Source organism: Vibrio sp. HM8-C (assembly GCF_058630515.1).
Window position 1 is genome coordinate 280,947 of sequence record NZ_JBMMKS010000003.1, and the last position, 18,929, is coordinate 299,875.

The 18,929-nt window shown below is 42.0% G+C and carries 18 protein-coding genes; 9 read left to right on the top strand and 9 right to left on the bottom strand.

What is annotated here, in order from left to right; all coding sequences use genetic code 11:
- Positions 1–8: 8 nt before the first annotated feature.
- The 6 genes from ACOSVQ_RS06145 (at position 9) to cobB (ending at position 7,458) form a co-directional block, all read left to right on the top strand.
- The gene (locus ACOSVQ_RS06145; protein WP_165311386.1) at positions 9–2,864 is read left to right on the top strand and encodes a formate dehydrogenase subunit alpha; all 2,856 of its coding nucleotides are present in this window, start codon (positions 9–11) and stop codon (positions 2,862–2,864) included.
- 11 nt (positions 2,865–2,875) lie between these two features.
- On the top strand, positions 2,876–3,484 hold the full coding sequence (fdh3B, locus tag ACOSVQ_RS06150; RefSeq protein ID WP_165311385.1) for a formate dehydrogenase FDH3 subunit beta: 609 nt from the start codon (positions 2,876–2,878) through the stop codon (positions 3,482–3,484).
- Positions 3,485–3,490: 6 nt separating this feature from the next.
- Positions 3,491–4,570: a formate dehydrogenase subunit gamma gene (locus ACOSVQ_RS06155; protein ID WP_491981650.1), complete on the top strand. Its 1,080-nt coding sequence runs from the start codon at positions 3,491–3,493 to the stop codon at positions 4,568–4,570.
- Positions 4,557–4,994, top strand: coding sequence for a hypothetical protein (locus ACOSVQ_RS06160; RefSeq protein WP_491981651.1), 438 nt, complete (start codon positions 4,557–4,559; stop codon positions 4,992–4,994). The genes ACOSVQ_RS06155 and ACOSVQ_RS06160 overlap by 14 nt, the downstream gene beginning before the upstream one ends.
- A gap of 311 nt (positions 4,995–5,305) precedes the next feature.
- Positions 5,306–6,526 (top strand): ammonium transporter, encoded by a 1,221-nt coding sequence (locus ACOSVQ_RS06165; protein ID WP_491981652.1) that lies wholly within the window; start codon positions 5,306–5,308, stop codon positions 6,524–6,526.
- Positions 6,527–6,714: 188 nt separating this feature from the next.
- Positions 6,715–7,458 (top strand): Sir2 family NAD+-dependent deacetylase, encoded by a 744-nt coding sequence (gene cobB / locus ACOSVQ_RS06170; RefSeq protein WP_491981653.1) that lies wholly within the window; start codon positions 6,715–6,717, stop codon positions 7,456–7,458.
- A 52-nt stretch (positions 7,459–7,510) separates the two neighbouring features.
- On the opposite strand, the gene ACOSVQ_RS06175 is transcribed toward cobB, so the two are convergent.
- The 5 genes from ACOSVQ_RS06175 to potA all read right to left on the bottom strand — a co-directional run bounded on the left by ACOSVQ_RS06175 (position 7,511) and on the right by potA (position 12,534).
- On the bottom strand, positions 7,511–8,548 hold the full coding sequence (locus tag ACOSVQ_RS06175) for an extracellular solute-binding protein (protein WP_491981654.1): 1,038 nt from the start codon (positions 8,546–8,548) through the stop codon (positions 7,511–7,513).
- A 120-nt stretch (positions 8,549–8,668) separates the two neighbouring features.
- The gene (locus tag ACOSVQ_RS06180) at positions 8,669–9,700 is read right to left on the bottom strand and encodes an extracellular solute-binding protein (protein ID WP_491981655.1); all 1,032 of its coding nucleotides are present in this window, start codon (positions 9,698–9,700) and stop codon (positions 8,669–8,671) included.
- A gap of 107 nt (positions 9,701–9,807) precedes the next feature.
- Positions 9,808–10,578, bottom strand: a complete 771-nt coding sequence (gene potC, locus ACOSVQ_RS06185; protein WP_491981656.1) for a spermidine/putrescine ABC transporter permease PotC — start codon at positions 10,576–10,578, stop codon at positions 9,808–9,810.
- Positions 10,578–11,435: a spermidine/putrescine ABC transporter permease PotB gene (potB, locus tag ACOSVQ_RS06190; protein ID WP_491981682.1), complete on the bottom strand. Its 858-nt coding sequence runs from the start codon at positions 11,433–11,435 to the stop codon at positions 10,578–10,580. The genes potC and potB overlap by 1 nt, the downstream gene beginning before the upstream one ends.
- A complete protein-coding gene (potA, locus tag ACOSVQ_RS06195; RefSeq protein ID WP_491981657.1) occupies positions 11,419–12,534 on the bottom strand; it encodes a spermidine/putrescine ABC transporter ATP-binding protein PotA in 1,116 nt (371 codons plus the stop codon). Before potA ends, potB begins: the two co-directional genes overlap by 17 nt.
- Positions 12,535–12,895: 361 nt before the next feature.
- Between potA and ACOSVQ_RS06200 the strand changes: the two genes are divergently transcribed.
- From ACOSVQ_RS06200 to ACOSVQ_RS06210, 3 genes are read left to right on the top strand one after another with little or no spacing between them, the layout of a single operon-like run.
- A complete protein-coding gene (locus ACOSVQ_RS06200; RefSeq protein WP_491981658.1) occupies positions 12,896–13,696 on the top strand; it encodes a DUF2189 domain-containing protein in 801 nt (266 codons plus the stop codon).
- Positions 13,689–14,486, top strand: a complete 798-nt coding sequence (locus tag ACOSVQ_RS06205) for a glucosaminidase domain-containing protein (RefSeq protein WP_491981659.1) — start codon at positions 13,689–13,691, stop codon at positions 14,484–14,486. The genes ACOSVQ_RS06200 and ACOSVQ_RS06205 overlap by 8 nt, the downstream gene beginning before the upstream one ends.
- The gene (locus tag ACOSVQ_RS06210) at positions 14,486–15,145 is read left to right on the top strand and encodes a DUF2987 domain-containing protein (protein ID WP_491981660.1); all 660 of its coding nucleotides are present in this window, start codon (positions 14,486–14,488) and stop codon (positions 15,143–15,145) included. Before ACOSVQ_RS06205 ends, ACOSVQ_RS06210 begins: the two co-directional genes overlap by 1 nt.
- A gap of 100 nt (positions 15,146–15,245) precedes the next feature.
- On the opposite strand, the gene ttcA is transcribed toward ACOSVQ_RS06210, so the two are convergent.
- The 4 genes from ttcA to ACOSVQ_RS06230 form a co-directional block, all read right to left on the bottom strand.
- Entirely contained in the window at positions 15,246–16,178 is a 933-nt protein-coding gene (gene ttcA, locus ACOSVQ_RS06215) for a tRNA 2-thiocytidine(32) synthetase TtcA (RefSeq protein ID WP_491981661.1), read from the bottom strand.
- 151 nt (positions 16,179–16,329) lie between these two features.
- Positions 16,330–17,277 carry a universal stress protein UspE gene (uspE, locus tag ACOSVQ_RS06220; RefSeq protein WP_491981662.1) on the bottom strand — a complete coding sequence of 316 codons (948 nt, stop codon included), beginning with the start codon at positions 17,275–17,277 and terminating at the stop codon, positions 16,330–16,332.
- Between the two features lie 130 nt (positions 17,278–17,407).
- A complete protein-coding gene (gene fnr / locus ACOSVQ_RS06225; protein ID WP_167412653.1) occupies positions 17,408–18,160 on the bottom strand; it encodes a fumarate/nitrate reduction transcriptional regulator Fnr in 753 nt (250 codons plus the stop codon).
- Between the two features lie 90 nt (positions 18,161–18,250).
- Positions 18,251–18,928 (bottom strand): sulfite exporter TauE/SafE family protein, encoded by a 678-nt coding sequence (locus ACOSVQ_RS06230; RefSeq protein ID WP_491981663.1) that lies wholly within the window; start codon positions 18,926–18,928, stop codon positions 18,251–18,253.
- Between the last annotated feature and the right edge of the window lies 1 nt (position 18,929).

The window sequence follows — 18,929 nt, forward strand, 5'->3', positions numbered from 1 at the left end:
GCTCTCAGATGAGACTAACTAAACGTTCGGATAACGTGACAAAAGAAAAGAATCAGCTCGGGATTAGCCGTCGTGCTTTCATGAAAAACAGTTCATTAGCAGCTGGTGGCGCCGTTGTTGGCGCAGGACTGTTTGCGCCTGGTATGATCAAAAAGGCACAAGCTGAAGAAGTTGACCGTAATGCAAAAACAGAAGTGAAACGCACGATTTGTTCTCACTGCTCTGTGGGCTGTGGTATCTACGCTGAAGTACAAAATGGTGTCTGGACAGGACAAGAGCCTGCGTTTGATCATCCATTTAATGCTGGTGGACACTGCGCGAAAGGTGCAGCTCTGCGAGAACATGGCCATGGTGAGCGCCGTTTAAAATATCCAATGAAGCTTGAAGGTGGGAAATGGAAAAAGATCTCATGGGATCAAGCTATTAACGAAATTGGTGACAATGTTCTGAAGATCCGTGAAGAATCAGGCCCAGATTCAGTTTATTGGCTTGGCAGTGCAAAACACAGCAACGAACAGGCATATCTTTTTAGAAAAATGGCGTCACTTTGGGGTACCAATAACGTTGACCACCAAGCGCGTATTTGTCACTCAACTACAGTAGCAGGTGTTGCAAACACATGGGGCTACGGGGCAATGACCAACTCTTTTAACGATATGCATAACTGTAAATCAATTCTGTTTATTGGTTCAAACCCTGCTGAAGCTCACCCTGTTGCAATGCAACACATCTTAATCGCTAAAGAAAAAAACAGCTGTAAGATTGTCGTCGCAGACCCGCGCCGTACCCGGACTGCAGCAAAAGCAGATCACTTTGTCTCTTTGCGCCCTGGTACTGACGTAGCGTTTATTTGGGGTTTGCTATGGCATGTATTCAACAACCAATGGGAAGACAAAGAGTTCATCCGCCAACGTGTATTTGGAATGGACGAAATCCGCGCTGAAGTTGCTAAGTGGAATCCTAAAGAAGTTGAACGTGTAACAGGTGTGAGCGAAGAAGACGTATATCACACAGCGAAAATACTCTCAGAAAATCGCCCTGGTTGTGTTGTTTGGTGCATGGGTGGTACTCAGCACACCACGGGTAACAATAATACTCGTGCTTATTGCGTACTTGAACTTGCTCTTGGAAACTTAGGTAAGTCGGGCGGGGGTGCAAACATCTTCCGCGGCCACGACAACGTTCAAGGTGCAACCGACTTAGGTGTACTTTCTCATACATTGCCGGGTTACTACGGTTTGCTTGATGGTTCTTGGAAACATTGGGCTCGCGTGTGGGATGTCGATTACGAATGGATTAAAAATCGATTCGACCAAACCGAATATCGTGGCCACAAGCCAATGAATAATATGGGTATTCCCGTATCTCGTTGGATTGATGGCGTGCTAGAAGACAAATCAAACATCGAACAGAACGACAACATCAGAGCAATGTTCTACTGGGGACACGCAGTAAACTCACAAACTCGTGGTGTTGAGATGAAAAAAGCGATGCAGAAACTGGACATGATGGTCATTGTAGACCCATATCCAACGGTGGCTGCTGTGATGAACGATCGTACAGACGGTGTTTATCTTTTACCTGCCACAACTCAGTTTGAAACTTACGGTAGTGTTACTGCATCAAACCGTTCAATCCAGTGGCGTGACCAAGTTATCGAACCTTTGTTTGATTCTAAACCAGACCACGAAATCATGTATTTGCTGACCACTAAACTGGGTTTCGCAGAGCAGTTATTCAAAAACATTCGTGTCGAGAATAACCAGCCAGTGATTGAAGACGTAACTCGCGAATTCAACCGAGGCATGTGGACGGTTGGTTATACAGGTCAAAGTCCTGAACGTCTTAAAGAGCACCAACAGAACTGGCACACCTTCCACAAAACGACCCTTGCTGCAGAAGGTGGTCCAGCGAATGGTGAAACCTATGGTTTACCATGGCCATGTTGGGGTACTCCAGAGATGAAACACCCTGGTACCCATATTCTTTACGACACATCTAAAACAGTGGCAGAAGGTGGCGGTACATTCCGTGCTCGCTACGGTGTGGAATTTGAAGGCAAAAACCTACTAGCTGAAGATAGCTTCTCTAAAGGAAGTGAAATCGAAGATGGATACCCAGAGTTTAGCGCTAAGCTACTGCAACATCTTGGTTGGTGGGATGATCTTACCCCTGAAGAGAAGGCCGAAGCAGAAGGTAAGAACTGGAAAACCGATATGTCTGGCGGCATTCAACGTGTTGCGATTAAACATGGCTGCATCCCGTTTGGTAACGCGAAAGCACGTACCATTGTTTGGGAATTCCCAGATAGAGTTCCGCTACATCGCGAACCGTTATACACACCACGCCGAGACTTGATTGCTGATTACCCAACATGGGATGACGCAGAGTCAATCTATCGTCTGCCAACGCTTTATAAGTCAATTCAGGCTCAGGATAAGTCTCAAGAATACCCAATTATTCTGACTTCTGGACGTTTGGTTGAGTATGAGGGTGGTGGTGATGAAACTCGTTCAAACCCGTGGCTAGCTGAGCTTCAACAAGAAATGTTTGTGGAAGTGAACCCTAAAGATGCAAATGATTTAGGCTTCAAAGATGGTGATATGGTTTGGGTTGAAGGTGCGGAAAAAGGGCGTATTCACGTTAAAGCGATGGTTACTCGTCGAGTTCGTCCGGGGATGGCATTTATTCCTTTCCACTTCGGCGGTAAGTTCCAAGGTGAAGACTTAAGAGGTAAGTACCCTGAAGGTACACAGCCTTATGTTGTTGGCGAGTCAGCAAACATTGCAACCACTTATGGTTACGATCCAACGACTCAGATGCAAGAAACCAAAGTCACACTATGTAACATCCGTAAAGCGTAAGGAGCACCACGATGGCTAGAATGAAATTCCTTTGTGACACCAAGCGCTGCATTGAATGCAACGGTTGTGTGACCGCATGTAAAAACGAAAACGATGACGCATTAGAGTGGGGTATTCAGCGCCGCCGCGTCGTGACATTGAATGACGGTGAACCGGGCGAAAACTCGATTTCGGTCGCTTGTATGCACTGTACAGATGCACCATGTATGGCTGTTTGCCCGGCAGACTGCTTCGTACACACTGAAGACGGCATCGTATTACACAATAAAGATCTTTGTATCGGTTGTGGTTACTGCTTGTTTGCTTGTCCATTTGGTGCACCGCAATTTCCTAAGCAAACTGCATTTGGTGAACGTGGAAAAATGGACAAATGTACATTCTGTGCTGGTGGTCCGGAAACCGAAGCAGGCTCAGAAGAAGAGCGTAAAAAATACGGTGCTAACCGTATTGCGGAAGGCAAACTACCAATGTGTGCTTCTTTGTGTTCGACCAAAGCGCTTATGGCGGGCGATGCAGAAACAGTTTCAGACATCTTTCGTCAACGTGTTGTTGAGCGTGGCGCGAAAGGAGCTGGTTGGACAAATGGTGAAGATCTTTCTTATGACGCAACGAGGAGCTAGTAGTTTATGCGAAATCTAATTGTTCGCGCTGCTAGTCAGGTGCTGCCTTTATTGGCAGCACTGCTGTGCTTAGCTTTTCCTCCTGCTTTCGCAGAGGACAGTAGCAAAGCAGTTAATGGCAAGGCTGATGTTGCGCAAAGTGAGATGAGCCAACTCGCTGGTGCTGATTACTGGCGACAAGTTCGTCAAGGTGTATCTGGATATACGACTTCTCAATCGCCAGAACATGGAGTACTGATCAGTAAGCCGGGCGAAACATGGTTCATTTTGAAAGAAAAATGGATGTCTCCAGCGGGCGCAATTGCCATATTCGGCAGTATTGCCTTAGTTGTGCTAGCTTATGTGATTGTTGGCCCCATTATGTTAAGCAAACCCCGAACAGGGAGAAAGCTCAACCGTTGGTCTCGATTAGACAGGGCATTACACTGGTCGATGGCTTTCACATTTCTTACTCTAGCGTTCAGTGGCTTGATGTTGGTTTACGGTAAGCATTTCTTAAAACCATACATACCAACAGAGCTGTGGGGTTATATAGTTTTCGCTGCGAAGCAGTATCACAACTACGTTGGTCCTCTGTTCTTTGTCTTGTTGGTGTTTATCCTACTCAAGTGGTGGAGAAAATCTCTATTCACTAAAGTGGATATTCAATGGGCTTTGAAGTTAGGCGGTATGGTTGGCAAACACAAAGGTACTCATCCTTCTGCTGGCTTTTCCAATGCAGGTGAAAAAGCCGTTTATTGGCTGCTTATTGTATTTGGGGCTTTTGCAGCTGTTAGCGGATTGTTCCTAGATTTTCCGATTTTCGGTCAAACACGCCGAGATATGGAAATGTCTAACCTTGTACACATGTTCTCAGCACTTATTTTGATCTGTGGTTTTGTTTTCCATATTTACATTGGTTTGTTTGGTATGGAAGGCGCTTTAGAAGGTATGGTGACTGGTAAAGTGGATGAAACATGGGCCAAAGAGCATCACGACTTATGGTATGCAGAAGTGAAAGCAAAAGGCGAGATCGAAGAAGCTGATGCCACGATAAGCAATTCTCAATCTTTACCGATAGGGGAGCCAATGCATGACAAGCGCTAATTCGAAAAATGCCGCAGACAACAAATCCGTTTGGTTTGTATACATTGCTAATATACTTACGCCGTTTACTTGTCTAATCTCCGGTGTGATTGGAATCATTTACGCTGGATACCGCTTAGACAAAAACGAAGATGGTGAAGTGGCGAATTCACACTATTACGGTTTGATTCGTACCTTTTTCCTATTTTTAACTTTCTTCGTTGTGCTCATTATCAGTGTTGCGACTACAAATGGGCTGATCATGGGAGTTAATCGTTATTGGTATGCCCATTCGTGGCTAACAACCGTCGGTAGCGCAATCCCTTATGTTGGTGCATTGATAGCTCTATTCGCCATTTCTATATGGTTTGTAAGGATGTACAAAGGAATGCAGCAACTAAAAAACAACATTCCGCATGCACCATCAAAGGGCCCAAACTTGTAAAAATATATCCACCTACACTCATACAGGATGATATTTGTACAATAATTGTGCGCACCACATTAGTTCATTTGAACTAATGTGGTGCTTTGTATAAGCATAAAAGCCTCTTCATCTAGCATCTCTTGCACTCAAACTTAATTTTAATTAACTATAAATCAGATAGTTATTAATTATTTTTTCATTACTCCATAGTGATGGAATGTTATTTGCTCATGCAGGGCACAAACATAATAAATTCACCAATATTGTGAATTGCAAAACCTTTAGCACCCAGTTGGTGCGATTTTTATTCTGCATGGAGTGTAACGAGAATGACTCAAACCGAAAGTCAGGTTTATGGGGCTGTACAAGTCCTGACCCAAAGTTCAGATACTTTATTTTTGCTGCTTGGCGCCATCATGGTGTTTTTAATGCATTCAGGGTTCGCATTTTTGGAAGTAGGGACAGTTCGTAAGAAAAACCAAGTAAACGCATTAGTTAAGATACTAGCGGACTTTGGTGTATCAACTATCGCTTATTTCTTTATAGGCTACTGGATAGCTTATGGCGCTAACTTTTTTGCTGATGCAGAGACTTTATCCCAAGGCAACGGCTATGAACTGGTTAAATTCTTTTTCCTGCTTACATTTGCCGCTGCTATTCCAGCGATTGTATCCGGTGGTATTGCAGAAAGAGCACGTTTTTACCCTGTGCTTATTGCCACATTTTTCACTGTAGGTCTTATCTATCCTTTCTTCGAAGGTATTGTTTGGAATGGCAATTACGGTATTCAGGAAGCATTGGAAAACCGTTTTGGCGCAGGATTTCATGACTTTGCCGGTTCTGTAGTAGTACATAGTGTCGGTGGTTGGATTGCTCTAGTCGCGGTGTACTTCCTTGGTATGCGTAAAGGCCGTATCCGCGCTGGCAAACATACTAACTTTGCTCCTTCAAATATTCCGTTTTTAGCGTTAGGTGCATGGATTCTTTGTGTAGGCTGGTTTGGCTTTAACGTGATGTCAGCTCAAGCGCTTGCAGGAATCAGCGGTCTTGTTGCTATGAATTCTCTTATGGCGATGGTTGGCGGTATCTTGGCTGCACTTGTGGTAGGTAAGAACGACCCAGGTTTCATTCACAACGGACCTTTAGCTGGACTCGTTGCGGTTTGTGCAGGCTCAGATTTAATGCATCCACTCGGTGCTCTGGTGACGGGTATCGTTGCTGGAGCGTTGTTTGTGTGGCTATTCACGCAACTTCAGAACAAAACTAAGATTGATGATGTACTTGGCGTATGGCCATTACATGGTGTTTGTGGTGCATGGGGTGGTGTTGCTGCCGGCATCTTCGGTCAAACTGCACTTGGTGGTTTAGGTGGCGTGAGTTTAACAGTTCAGGTTATTGGTACTGTTATGGGAATCATCGTTGCATTAGTTGGTGCGTTTGTTGTGTACGGTGCACTTAATATGCTGACTGGACTGCGTTTATCTGAAGAAGATGAGTTTATTGGCGCTGACTTAGCAATCCATAAGATTTCGTCGGTTAGCGAAGAGTAACAACTGACGTCGTTAAACTCATTAAAGACAAAGTTAAAAGAGCAGGCCATGTGCCTGCTCTTGGCTTTTCTGAATCACAGAATAAACAATTAGTACTAAAATTAAGACTATGGTCTAACGGTGAAAACTACAGTTGGTTTGGCTTCAGTGCTAATCTACCAAAAAGCCAATCAGAATAAGGATGTAGTATGAAATTTCCGTATCGCAATGTTGTTGTACTAACCGGTGCTGGAATCTCTGCGGAATCGGGCATTCAGACTTTTCGCGCTCAAGATGGACTTTGGGAAAATCACCGAATTGAAGATGTGGCTACCCCAGAAGGTTTTGCTAAAGATCCAGACTTAGTTCAAGACTTTTACAATCAACGCAGACGCAAATTACAATCAGATGCGATTCAGCCGAATCCAGCTCATATAGCCCTTGGTCAGCTTGAGCAAGAGCTCAATGGGAAAGTGACTATCATCACTCAAAACATCGATAATCTGCACGAGCGTGGTGGGAGCAAGAACATCATTCATATGCATGGCGAGCTGCTTAAAGCGCGTTGTAGTGCCTCTAATCAAACTATTGAGCAGAAAGACGATCTACTAACTGGCGATCTTTGTCATTGCTGTCAAATTCCAGCGCAGATGCGCCCACATATCGTTTGGTTTGGTGAAATGCCACTAAGAATGGGAGACATCTACTCAGCATTGGAAGAGGCTGACCTATTTGTTTCTATCGGCACATCCGGCGTTGTTTACCCAGCAGCTGGATTTGTACATGATGCGAAAATGCATGGCGCACATACAATAGAAATTAACTTAGAGCCAAGTGCGGTTGAAAGTGAGTTCGCTGAAAAGCGTTATGGTAAAGCGAGTATTGAAGTCCCACGACTAGTGGAAGAGATATTGGAGCTTCAACGCCCTGATTGCAAAGCCAGCAACCATTAAAAAATAAAAAAGCGGCTAAATGCCGCTTTTTTGATCCACTAACGTTGTTCGATTACTTATCGACTTTAAGTTTTTGAAAGTATTCTTCGTATAGTACGCTTGCATCACCAACTTCATCTTGCCACACACCACTATCCATAATCGCTTGCGGTGGGAATACGCTTGGGTCGTTCGCAAATTCTTCGGGTAGAAGTTTGTATGCTGATTTAACTGGTGTTGGGTAACCAATTTCTACTGCAATTTTAGCTGCGTTATCTGGGCGTAGAAGGAAATCAATCATCTTATGAGCAGCTTCAGTATTCTTAGCTCCAGAAGGTATTGCTAAGCTGTCCATCCAGAAGATCGTTCCTTTTTCTGGCCAAATAATATCGATTTTAGCGCCTTCTTCACGAGCCATGTATGCCGAGCCATTCCATAGCATACCAAGTGAAACTTCACCGGCTAAATAAGGGTTTGCAGGGAAATCTGAGTTAAACACTAATACGTTTGGCATTAGCTTTTTAAGCTCTTCGTATGCAGCTTCGATTTCTTTTGCATCGGTCGTGTTTGGAGAGTAGCCTAATTTAACTAATGCAATGTGGAAGACTTCACGCGAGTCGTCCATCATCATCAATTGACCTTCCCATTTCGCATCCCATAAGTCACCCCAGTTGTGGATATTCGATTTATCCAACATATCAGTGTTAATACCGATACCAGTTGCGCCCCAGATGTAAGGAATAGAGTAGTTGTTGTTTGGATCAAAAGGTTTATCTAAGTAGTTAGGGTCCAAATCAACAAAATGAGCCAGTTTAGACTTGTCGATTTCTTGAAGCATCCCTTCTTTACGCATTTTAGAAACAAAATAAGTAGAAGGGACTACTAAGTCATAACCTGAACCTTGAGTCTTTAGTTTGGCATACATACTCTCGTTAGATTCGTATGTAGAGTAGATGACTTTTATACCTGTTTCCTTGGTAAAGTCTTCTAGTACTTCGCTTGGGATATATTCTGACCAGTTGTAGAAATAAAGTTCCTGGTCATTAGCCATTGCATTGGTAGTGAATAGAGTCGCAGCACAAAGAGCGCCAGCATACAGTTTACTTTTCATTACTTTTCCATGTTTGTGCAAGAGCTTGCCTAGGCAAACGCGTTTCAAAAAGGAAAAACAGTATAACAGCTCGAAAAAAAATAGGCAGCGAAAGCTGCCTATTTAGTTCTTTTTGCTGGGTTATTGACCCGCTTTAAGCTTCATAAAGTAGTCTTCGTACTTCACAGTCTTATCACCAACAGCTGCTTGCCATTCCACACGGTCAAGATCTTCTTGAGCAGGGAATAGTGGTGCTACATCTTTAAACTTCTCGTTAGATTGAGCAACAGCAGTTAGGTAGCCAGTATCGTTAGAAATTTGCTCTGCGATTTCTGGACGTAGTAGGAAGTCGATCATCTTGTGAGCTGCATCGATGTGTTTTGCACCAGATGCGATAGCAAAGTTGTCAACCCAACCGATACCACCTTCTTTAGGGAATACAAGTTTAAGTGGTAGACCTTCTTTTTGTGCAGCAGCAGCTGAACCGTTCCAAAGCATGCCTAGACCAACTTCACCAGCTAGGTAAGGATCCGCAGGGTTGTCTGAGTTAAATACTAATACGTTTGGCATCAGTTTTTGTAGCTCAGCGTATGCTTCATCAATTTGTTTTTCGTCAGTAGTGTTACCAGAGTAACCTAGTTTACGAAGTGCAATGTGGAATACTTCACGAGTATCATCCATCAGCATCAATTGGCCTTTAAGCTCAGGCTTCCATAGGTCACCCCAGCTTTGGAAATCGTTTGGATCATACATGTCTGTATTCACCGCTAGACCAGTGATAGCAACAACGTGTGGGATAGAGTAGTCGTTATTTGGATCGAAAGGTTTATTTAGATAGTTAGCATCCAAATTCTTGAAGTTGGTAAGTTTTGACTTATCAATCTTCTGAATCATACCTTCGTCGCGCATTTTAGATACGAAGTATGTTGAAGGAACAACAAGGTCGTAACCTTCGTTGTGAGTCTTCAGCTTCGCATATAAGGTTTCATTCGACTCGTAAGTTGAATAGATTACTTTGATACCGGTTTCCGCAGTAAACTGCTCTAGGATACCACTGTTAATGTACGGTCCCCAGTTCATGAATACCAGTTCTTTATCCTCTGCTACTGCTTGCGCAGATAACAGTGAAAGCGCACATGCACTACCAGCTAATAAAGTAGCCCATTTTTTCATTGACGTTAGCTCCAAACCAAACGTTGCCCTTTAAGGACATTTTTAAAGGATAACGGAATAACATGTGTTATCCCGTTTCGAATTTCAGTTAGTCAATTAACTGAAGATTATTTCACTTTCTCTTTTGCCAGCAATTGTGAAGTTACAACAAGTGCCAGCGAAACAACCAACATTACAGTTGCCAGTGCGTTGACTTCAGGTGAGATACCCACTTTCACCATTGAGTAGATCTTCAATGGCAGAATTTCGTATGTCGGACCTGTTACAAACGAACTAATAATTACGTCATCAAGAGATAGGGTAAAGCTTAATAGCCAACCTGCTGCAACAGCTGGTTTAGCTAGAGGTAAAATGATTTTCTTCAAAATTACCCATTCACTTGCACCTAAATCTTTTGCTGCTTCTAACATTTTTACATCGAAGCCATTTAGACGACTGAAGACAGTCACAACAACAAATGGCAGACAGAATGTAATATGAGCAATCAAAAGCGTCATAAAGCCAAGTTTTGCACCTAACACTAAGAATAGTGCAAGAAGCGAAATTGCCATAACGATGTCAGGAGACATCATTACAACAAACAGCATACCGTTAACCATATTCTTACCACGGAACTGGTAACGGAATAGGGCAACTGCAGTCAAACTACCAATGATGGTCGCTGCTGTAGCTGAGAAAACAGCAACACTGATAGAGTGCCATGCTGCTTGCATTAAGCTGTCGTTGTTCATTAATGCGTGGTACCACTTAGTGGTGAAACCACCCCATTTAATACCGAATTTGTTCGCATTAAATGAGTTTGCAATTAACACAATGATTGGTAGGTACAAAAATAGGTACACTACGCTCATAAAGCTAAATCTAACAACTCTTCCCATTAGTCTAGCTCCACTTTCTTATTCAACAATTTGCCAGCACGGTAATATGCATAAAGCATGATCGCCATTGCGATTGTCAATGCAATACTTGTTGCTGCACCAAATGGCCAATCACGTGCGTTCAATACTTGGCTCTTAATGACGTTACCAATCAGCAAGTTCTTCGCACCGCCTAGTAGATCCGAGATATAGAACATACCCAGCGCAGGTAGAAGAACCAACAAACAACCGCCAATGATGCCAGGCATAGTCAGAGGTAGAATAACTTTGGTTAACGTTTGAATCTTATTTGCACCAAGGTCACGAGCCGCTTCGATATATGTTCCATCAAGTTTCTCAATCGCTGAATAAAGCGGAAGAATCATGAATGGCAACAAGATGTAAACCAAGCCGATCATAACTGCTGTTTCTGTATACATAAGGCGCAATGGAGCATCGATAAGACCAAGATCCAACAACACTCTGTTCAAGAGGCCTTGAGTACCAAGTACAATTTTTAGACCGTATGTACGAATCAACGAGTTGGTCCAAAATGGAACAATGACTAAAAACAGCATGATAGGTCGCCATTTCTCAGGCATCTTCGCAACAATGTAAGCAAACGGATAGCCGATAATTAAGCATAGAATTGTTGCAACAATCGCCATATAGAAAGAGTGAAGCATTACTTTCGCATATAGCGGATCTAACAATCTTAAGTAGTTATCAAAGGTAAACGTCAGCTCAATCAGGTTCGCTTCGTCACGAGTCAAAAAACTCGTACCAATGATCATCACGTTAGGAATTAGAACAAAAAGTACTAACCATCCAACAATTAAACTGATGATTGACGTTTGAAGATTAAGCTTCTTGCTCATCATTGAGGACTACCTCCCAGCTTTCTACCCAAGTGATAGTGACTTTTTGGCCAATAGAGTGGTCAACGTCTGGATCATCTTCGTTGAAGAACTCACTAACGGTAACACTCATGCCTGAATCGAGTTCAACAACCGATTCTAAAGTCATGCCTTTGTAGGTGCGATCTGTCACGTGACCAACAATGCCTTTGGTCTCTGACTCTTTGATCTCTTCAATGCGTAAATCTTCTGGGCGAAGAAGAACTTGGAGTTTGTCGCCTTCGTTAACTGGCTTGTCGTAGTAAACCACTGACTCAACGCCTTCAATTTCAACCAAAATGCGCTTTTCATCAAGACGCTTAATAGTATTAGCCGAGAAAACGTTAATTTCGCCGATAAAACGAGCAACGAAAAGGTTTTTTGGATCTTCGTAGATTTCACGAGGAGAGCCATCTTGCTCAATGTTACCATTGCGCATAACGATGATCCGGTCAGACATTGATAGTGCTTCTTCTTGATCGTGAGTTACAAAGATGAAAGTGATGCCTAGTTGGCGTTGAAGCTGTTTAAGCTCGCTCTGCATTTGCTTACGCAACTTGTAATCGAGAGCAGACAACGATTCATCTAATAGAAGTACTTTTGGCTTGTTAACAACAGCACGCGCAATAGCTATACGTTGTTGCTGACCGCCAGAAAGTTGATGCGGCTTACGTTGTGCCATTTCATCTAGTCGAACCATACGTAATGCTTCCATTACACGAGGCTCAATATCATTGGCTGGAACTTTTTGCATACGCAGGCCAAACGCGACGTTTTCGAAAACCGTCATGTGAGGGAATAACGCGTAGCTTTGGAAAACGGTATTGACGTGTCGCTGTTCAGCAGGAACTTGAGTAACGTCTTGACTATCCAGTAGAATCTGACCGCTATCTGCAGTTTCAAAACCTGCAATCATTCTTAAAACGGTAGTTTTACCACACCCTGATGGGCCAAGAATTGTTAGGAATTCACCATGATTTACATCTAGTTGTAAGTTACCGATGATCTGTTTGCCATCAAAGCTTTTACTAACACCAGATAGTTTTACAACTGGTTTTCCTACTGAATTTGGTTTGTTCAACGTCTGTCTTTCTCCACCTTGATCCGCAGATAACTGTTTACGAGTTCTAAATTATCTACTTGTTGGACCTGTCAAATAAATACAAATTAGGGGCGCATAATAATCACGAAAAAGGCGATCTCAAAGCGTTTTCTTATCTTGAAACACAAAAAGTTTTGTAGTTAAAAGCAAACTTTCATTAACATCCGTGTTGCGATAACTATCAATGGTTTCAACTGGTTAATTATCAACCATATTAATAAGAAAGCAAGATGCAATTCGAGATCGGATTTTAGACTCGGATGCATTTCAGTATAATGAATCAAAATTTTATGTTGTCATGTATCTAACTCAGGCATGACTCGCCAACTTAGGGCATTTTATGAACAAGGATATAGAGAGAGATTTCAACGTAGGTGGTACTGTTGAACAAGCACTGTCAGGCCAATACCAGCTTAAAGTTGGAGAGGTTTTGAAAGAGTCTTGGGATACGACGCTTAAGCATTTTGTCTCTTTTTCTCCAGCAATCGTAATTATGATTGCCATTCAAATTGCAATCTTTTTCATCGCGTTAAAGTTACAACTCGGTGATCCTTCAGCAATTATCACTGCTTTAGAGCAAGGAAGTGAATTCCCAGACGGAATGATTGAAGCGATTTTCATCGCGAATTTTAGCTATGAAGTGGTAAGCGCCCCAATTTTTGCGGGCGTAAGCTTGATGGCTATGAGCCATGCCGCTGGCCTTAAAACGAAAACTAGGCACATCAGTAAAGGGTTACAGTTTACCGTACCCGTAATACTTGCAACGCTAGTTGGTCTGGTATTTCAGGGGATAGCAGGCATGATATTCCCATTACTTTCTATGTATCTTTCTATTGCTTTTAGTAACTCTATCTTGCTAATTTGCGAGAAAAGAGTTCCACCAATGCAATCGTTGTTTTTGTCACTGCGTGCTGCAAACAAAAAACTATTGCCTTTAGCATCGCTCTACTTAATTGTAATGATTATGTTTGTTACAGCGGCGCTCATGTACGGAATTGGATTAATTTTTGTCGTTCCGTTTTTCTTTCATTTAAAAGGAATTATCTACCGCAACATGTTTGGGGTTCGTTTAAAGATTATCACTACTAATAAAGACAGTGATGACAATCAGGATAATAACTCTCAGGTATTTAATGCATAAGTTTTTTCAAGTGGCCGCTTTAGGCGGAATCATCGCAGTTGCTGGTTATGGCTATTACAATTTCGAAAGCCAGAAAATCATAACTGAATCCGTTGTGAACAAAGGTAAGGCGGTATCTAGCGCTCCAGACTTCACTGCAATTGAGGATGTTAGTGAGAAAAAGCATGCCTTTTTCTCTTACCTCAAACCGGGAATCGCCCTAGAAAATCAGAGAATTGAAAAAGAAAGAGTAAGACTAAATCGTCTGAGAGAACATCTGGAAGCAGGTAATCTCGTGGACACAGATATCGATGATGCAAAGAAGCTCGCTCATTTGTATCAAGTTGAATTGCAGACTAATGAGATTACACACGATTGGATTGATGAAATGTTACATCGTGTGGATGTCATTCCTGAAGCGTTAGTGTTAACGCAAGCGGCAAATGAATCTGCGTGGGGTACATCTCGATTCGCTCGCACAGCAAAAAACTATTTTGGCCAATGGTGTTATAGCAAAGGTTGTGGTGTGGTTCCGTTACAACGTAGCGAAGGCATGACCCATGAAGTAGCCAAGTTTGGTTCAGTTCAAGAATCTATCCATCGTTATTTTATGAATGTAAACCGAAATGCTGCATATTTTGATTTGCGCGAAATCCGATTCCAACTTAGAGAGGATGGGGCGGATTTACTTAGCATGAGTAGCGCGATGGAGATGAGCAATGGATTACTGAAATACTCTGAGCGCGGCGAAGCGTACATTCAAGATCTACAAGCTATGATGCGTCATAACGAACAATATTGGACAAATTAATGAAAGGAATTACAGCACTAGCTTTAGGGTTAGTTTGCGCAAGCTTTTCAATCAATGCAGCGGCGCAGGAATACATGTTTACTTATAGCAAACTGTATTCATCACTTAAAAATAACAATAAACCCGATTACCCAGATGTAAAAGTGGGTGTTTTCTTTCTAAACGCAGATACGAAAAAGCTTTGTTCTATTGATAAGGCTTGGATGGAGAAAGAAGAACATTATGAACTGCTGAAAAGTAGCTCTAACAATGAACTTCTATTGCCGATTGATGACAATTTGAAACAGGCAAATCCATTGGTTTTCGTTGATACGCCACAGGATCTTCGTTGTGATTTTTCACTAGTCGTTATGACAAAAGAACCACTATCTGGGCAGGTTAATTACAGCAAGATTGAGCAACTGCTTCCCCAGATGCAGGAGATTCTAGAATCTCTTGGCGGGATGTTCTCTAGCTGGTTCACACCAACTGTTTCAGGTATCACTCTAGAGTTTGCAAACGACCTTAACAGTGTAATTCGTTTGAGTAATGGTAGTGAAGTGCAGGTTGTTAATGGGAAAGCGCAGATCACTTTGGAAGAGATAGGTACAGACGGCTGGATAAGCCTTCCTGAAGAAACGGTTAGAGTTCTTCCGTACTTACCAAAAGCTAAAAAATAGAAATCAAACTATTGGAACAAACACCAACGCCTAAGTGGTGGTGTAAAACTGACAACAAAAAGGCTGCATCAATCGCAGCCTTTTTTACATCGTTTTGCTTTTAAACGTTAGTCACATCCAGTTTCAAACTAGGGTCAAATTCCATTACGCTGTCCTCATCTTGAATTGGCACAACTGGAATATCTTCTTTATCGAAACCGATATCGCCACCATTGATAACACCAGACTCACTATTGATTGATTTGAAATCAAACAATTCAAAATCCGCAAGATGGCTTGGTACTACGTTTTGCATAGCTCGAAACATAGATTCAATACGCCCTGGGAATTGTTTATCCCATGCGTTTAGCATTTGCTTAATATTCTGGCGTTGTAAGTTAGGTTGTGAGCCACATAAGTTACATGGAATGATTGGGTAATCACGCATACCGGCATACTTAATAATGTCTTTTTCGCGACAGTAAGCCAGAGGGCGAATAACGACGTGCTCGCCATTGTCAGAAACCAACTTAGGTGGCATACCTTTCATTTTTCCGCCATAGAATATATTTAAGAACAAAGTTTCAATGATGTCGTCTCTATGGTGTCCTAGAGCAATTTTAGTTGCGCCTAACTCTTTTGCTGTACGGTACAAAATACCTCGGCGTAGGCGAGAGCATAAAGAACAAGTCGTCTTACCTTCAGGAATTTTATCCTGAACAATAGAGTAAGTATCTTCTTCTACAATTTTGTACTCCACACCTAACTGTTCTAGGTAAGCTGGCAAAATGTCGGCTGGAAATCCGGGTTGTTTCTGATCAAGGTTTACTGCAATCAATTCGAAAGACACAGGAGCGCTCTTTTGTAAGCTCATCAAGATTTCAAGCATAGTAAAGCTGTCTTTACCGCCAGATAAGCAGACCATGATACGGTCGCCATCTTCAATCATGTTGAAATCAGCGATTGCTTGGCCAGTATTACGACGAATACGCTTTTGCAACTTATTGAAATTATATTGTTGAGCTTTCGTTAGCTCTTGAGTTTGCTCGGTCATCAGCTTGCAGTCTTAATCTTAGAAACAAAATGAAGTGCGTATGATACGGATAAATTTTCGATATGCCAGAGTTTAGCGTTCAAGCACGAAAAAAAGTCCCAAGACGTCAGCCTTGGGACTTTGGATACGATTACTAAAACAAAACTATTATCTAAGATGCGATAGTAGGGTCTAGAGGACTGACATAGCCTTTAGGTTTCAAAGCCATTACGTCACAGTTAATTTTATCAATGACTTGTTCTGCTGTGTTACCAATGAACACTGCTGATAAACCAGTTCTACCTGTAGTTCCTAAAATAACCATTGCAGCATTTAGTTTCTCAGCTGCTTGAGGAATCACATCCTCAGGTAAACCTTGTTGAACAATAGTATGTTCTTCATCAATACCATGCTTTTGACGCAAAGCCTTCATCGCTGTTAGATGATGTCCGCGAACTGCATCTGTGTATGTCGTTGGGTCAAACTCTGGTAGTTCAATGGTAATGTTTGCAGGTGTAACTGGATAAGCATTCACGAGATAAGGAGTTGTTCCTAAACGCTCGGAAAGATTTAATAGCTGATCCACCATTCTGTCATTTAGGTCGAGATGTGTTTCAACTTCAGAACCTACATGAACAGAAGCAAGAATATTCGCATTTTCAGGCCAATCTGAGTTTTTAACTAACAAGACTGGAATAGGGCATTTACGAAGCAAATGCCAATCGGTAGGAGTGAAAATTACCGATTCTAAAACATCGTGCTTGCGTGTACCTTTAATCAAAATATCGTGTTCACCAGCAAAGACCTCACCGATGATCGCTTCATAAGGACGGTTATGCCAAACGACCTTAACATCAAAGACAATCGATTCTTGTATGTAAGGCTCTGCAACCTTTTTCATCCATTGCTCACGCTGATGAATGACGCCACGTCTCATAGCATCACGTTCATCTCCAGATAACATAGATGTCATGTCATAAGAGAAGTCATAAATCGATAAAAAGAACGTAATGTGGCTTGTAGATCTACTTCTCTTAGCAAGTTGAATTGCTCTGGCTAAAGCGGGTTGTTCATCGTGATTAATATCAGCTACAACCAAGATTTTGTTATAAATACTCATAACAAACTCCCTTATCGTTTCGGAGATTTCTTATTTAACTTTAGCTTAGAAGTTGCGAGAGGTTTAGCAAAAAGAGAGGGATTATAGAAGAAGTATGACGTAGCTCATTATTGAGCTACGTCATTGATGTTTATTTACTTTCTTTAGAGACGCCAGCTAATTCCATCAATGCATCATGATTAATGATGGTAATGTATTTGCCTTTAACGCTTAGAATTTCTGATTTTTGGAAACGGCCAAGAAGACGACTGATAGTTTCAACGGTTAAACCTAGGTAATTACCGATATCGCCACGAGTCATGGTTAAACGGAACTCTCTTGGGCTAAAACCACGTTGTGAAAAACGAGTTGATAGATTGAAGAGAAATGCAGCCAAACGTTCTTCGGCATTCTTTTTAGAAAGCAAAAGAATCATTTCTTGGTCGCCTTTAATTTCGTTACTCATCAGTCGCATGATTTGCTGACGAAGCTTAGGCATTTTACCTGAAAGGTCATCTAGAATTTCGTATGGAATTTCACAAACCATCGATGTTTCTAATGCTTGAGCAAAACTAGGGTGTGCATCACCAGTAATTGCATCAAAGCCAACTAAATCACCAGCAAGATGGAACGCAGTAATCTGCTCATCACCTTGTTCTGTAATAGTGTAGCTCTTGATAGTCCCTGAACGGATTGCGTACAAAGACTTAAGCTCATCACCAGCTTTGAATAGTTCCTGACCTTTTTGAATTGGCTTTTTACGCTCAATAATTTGGTCAAGTTGATCCAATTCAGACTCGTTAAGAGTGAACGGAATACATAGTTGGCTAATACTACAGTCTTGACAGTGAATCGCACATCCACCAGATTGAATTCGCTTCGCAGCAGGCTTTTCCGAAATCATAACGACCTTTCACTAATTGATTTACATCAATATTTTAGCATCCCTTCACACTAAAGGATAGTTAAAAAAATCATGTTCCTAATCATACATCTAGCTAAGACTGATTAGCATATTTATTGCGTTGTAACCGGTATATATGCCGTAACAAATTATTGAAATTGCGGCAATAGTCCTGAAAGTAGGAGACTGTTGCAATTGCTTAACTTGTGCAGCTCCTAAGCCAACCAAGAGCATTGAAGGCAACGTGCCAGCTCCAAATGCAAACATAATAAGAGCGCCGTTTATGGCACTACCAGAAACAGCCGCCCACGTTAGCGCAGAGTAGACCAAACCGCAAGGTAGCCATCCCCAGATTATTCCAAAAGGTAGAGCGTGCCAGCTTTTTTTTAATGGAAGTAGTTTACTGCCCAGTGGAGAAATAAATTGCCAAATTCCAGTGCCGAGCTTTTCCAACTTTAGTAAGCCAAACCACCAACGTCCTACATATAAACCAAGAACAATCATCATGACTGCGGATAGAATTCTTAACCACACAAGAGTGTGGTTAAGAGCTGAAAGTTGGCTTAGTGTAGTTGTTAAGCCACCAATTAGAGCGCCAAAAAGACTGTAACTAACTACTCGACCAATATTGTAATAAACAATTGAGAAATAAGGCTTAGAAGTGCCGTTACCGATACTCAGTAAAGAACCTAATCCACCGCACATACCAACACAATGCCCGGTTCCTAATAAGCCAACGATAAATGCCCCTAAAAGATCAGCAGTCATG

What these genes read in the sequence shown, in the direction of transcription:
- ACOSVQ_RS06160 (WP_491981651.1), top strand. Translation starts at nt 4,557, where the DNA reads ATGACAAGCGCTAATTCGAAAAATGCCGCAGACAACAAATCCGTTTGG.
- ACOSVQ_RS06210 (WP_491981660.1), top strand. Translation starts at nt 14,486, where the DNA reads ATGAAAGGAATTACAGCACTAGCTTTAGGGTTAGTTTGCGCAAGCTTT.
- fdh3B (WP_165311385.1), top strand. Translation starts at nt 2,876, where the DNA reads ATGGCTAGAATGAAATTCCTTTGTGACACCAAGCGCTGCATTGAATGC.
- fnr (WP_167412653.1), bottom strand. Translation starts at nt 18,160, where the DNA reads ATGATTTCGGAAAAGCCTGCTGCGAAGCGAATTCAATCTGGTGGATGT.
- ACOSVQ_RS06205 (WP_491981659.1), top strand. Translation starts at nt 13,689, where the DNA reads ATGCATAAGTTTTTTCAAGTGGCCGCTTTAGGCGGAATCATCGCAGTT.
- ACOSVQ_RS06180 (WP_491981655.1), bottom strand. Translation starts at nt 9,700, where the DNA reads ATGAAAAAATGGGCTACTTTATTAGCTGGTAGTGCATGTGCGCTTTCA.
- potB (WP_491981682.1), bottom strand. Translation starts at nt 11,435, where the DNA reads ATGAGCAAGAAGCTTAATCTTCAAACGTCAATCATCAGTTTAATTGTT.
- ACOSVQ_RS06155 (WP_491981650.1), top strand. Translation starts at nt 3,491, where the DNA reads ATGCGAAATCTAATTGTTCGCGCTGCTAGTCAGGTGCTGCCTTTATTG.
- ACOSVQ_RS06230 (WP_491981663.1), bottom strand. Translation starts at nt 18,928, where the DNA reads ATGACTGCTGATCTTTTAGGGGCATTTATCGTTGGCTTATTAGGAACC.
- cobB (WP_491981653.1), top strand. Translation starts at nt 6,715, where the DNA reads ATGAAATTTCCGTATCGCAATGTTGTTGTACTAACCGGTGCTGGAATC.
- potC (WP_491981656.1), bottom strand. Translation starts at nt 10,578, where the DNA reads ATGGGAAGAGTTGTTAGATTTAGCTTTATGAGCGTAGTGTACCTATTT.
- ACOSVQ_RS06165 (WP_491981652.1), top strand. Translation starts at nt 5,306, where the DNA reads ATGACTCAAACCGAAAGTCAGGTTTATGGGGCTGTACAAGTCCTGACC.
- uspE (WP_491981662.1), bottom strand. Translation starts at nt 17,277, where the DNA reads ATGAGTATTTATAACAAAATCTTGGTTGTAGCTGATATTAATCACGAT.
- ACOSVQ_RS06175 (WP_491981654.1), bottom strand. Translation starts at nt 8,548, where the DNA reads ATGAAAAGTAAACTGTATGCTGGCGCTCTTTGTGCTGCGACTCTATTC.
- ACOSVQ_RS06200 (WP_491981658.1), top strand. Translation starts at nt 12,896, where the DNA reads ATGAACAAGGATATAGAGAGAGATTTCAACGTAGGTGGTACTGTTGAA.
- ttcA (WP_491981661.1), bottom strand. Translation starts at nt 16,178, where the DNA reads ATGACCGAGCAAACTCAAGAGCTAACGAAAGCTCAACAATATAATTTC.
- ACOSVQ_RS06145 (WP_165311386.1), top strand. Translation starts at nt 9, where the DNA reads ATGAGACTAACTAAACGTTCGGATAACGTGACAAAAGAAAAGAATCAG.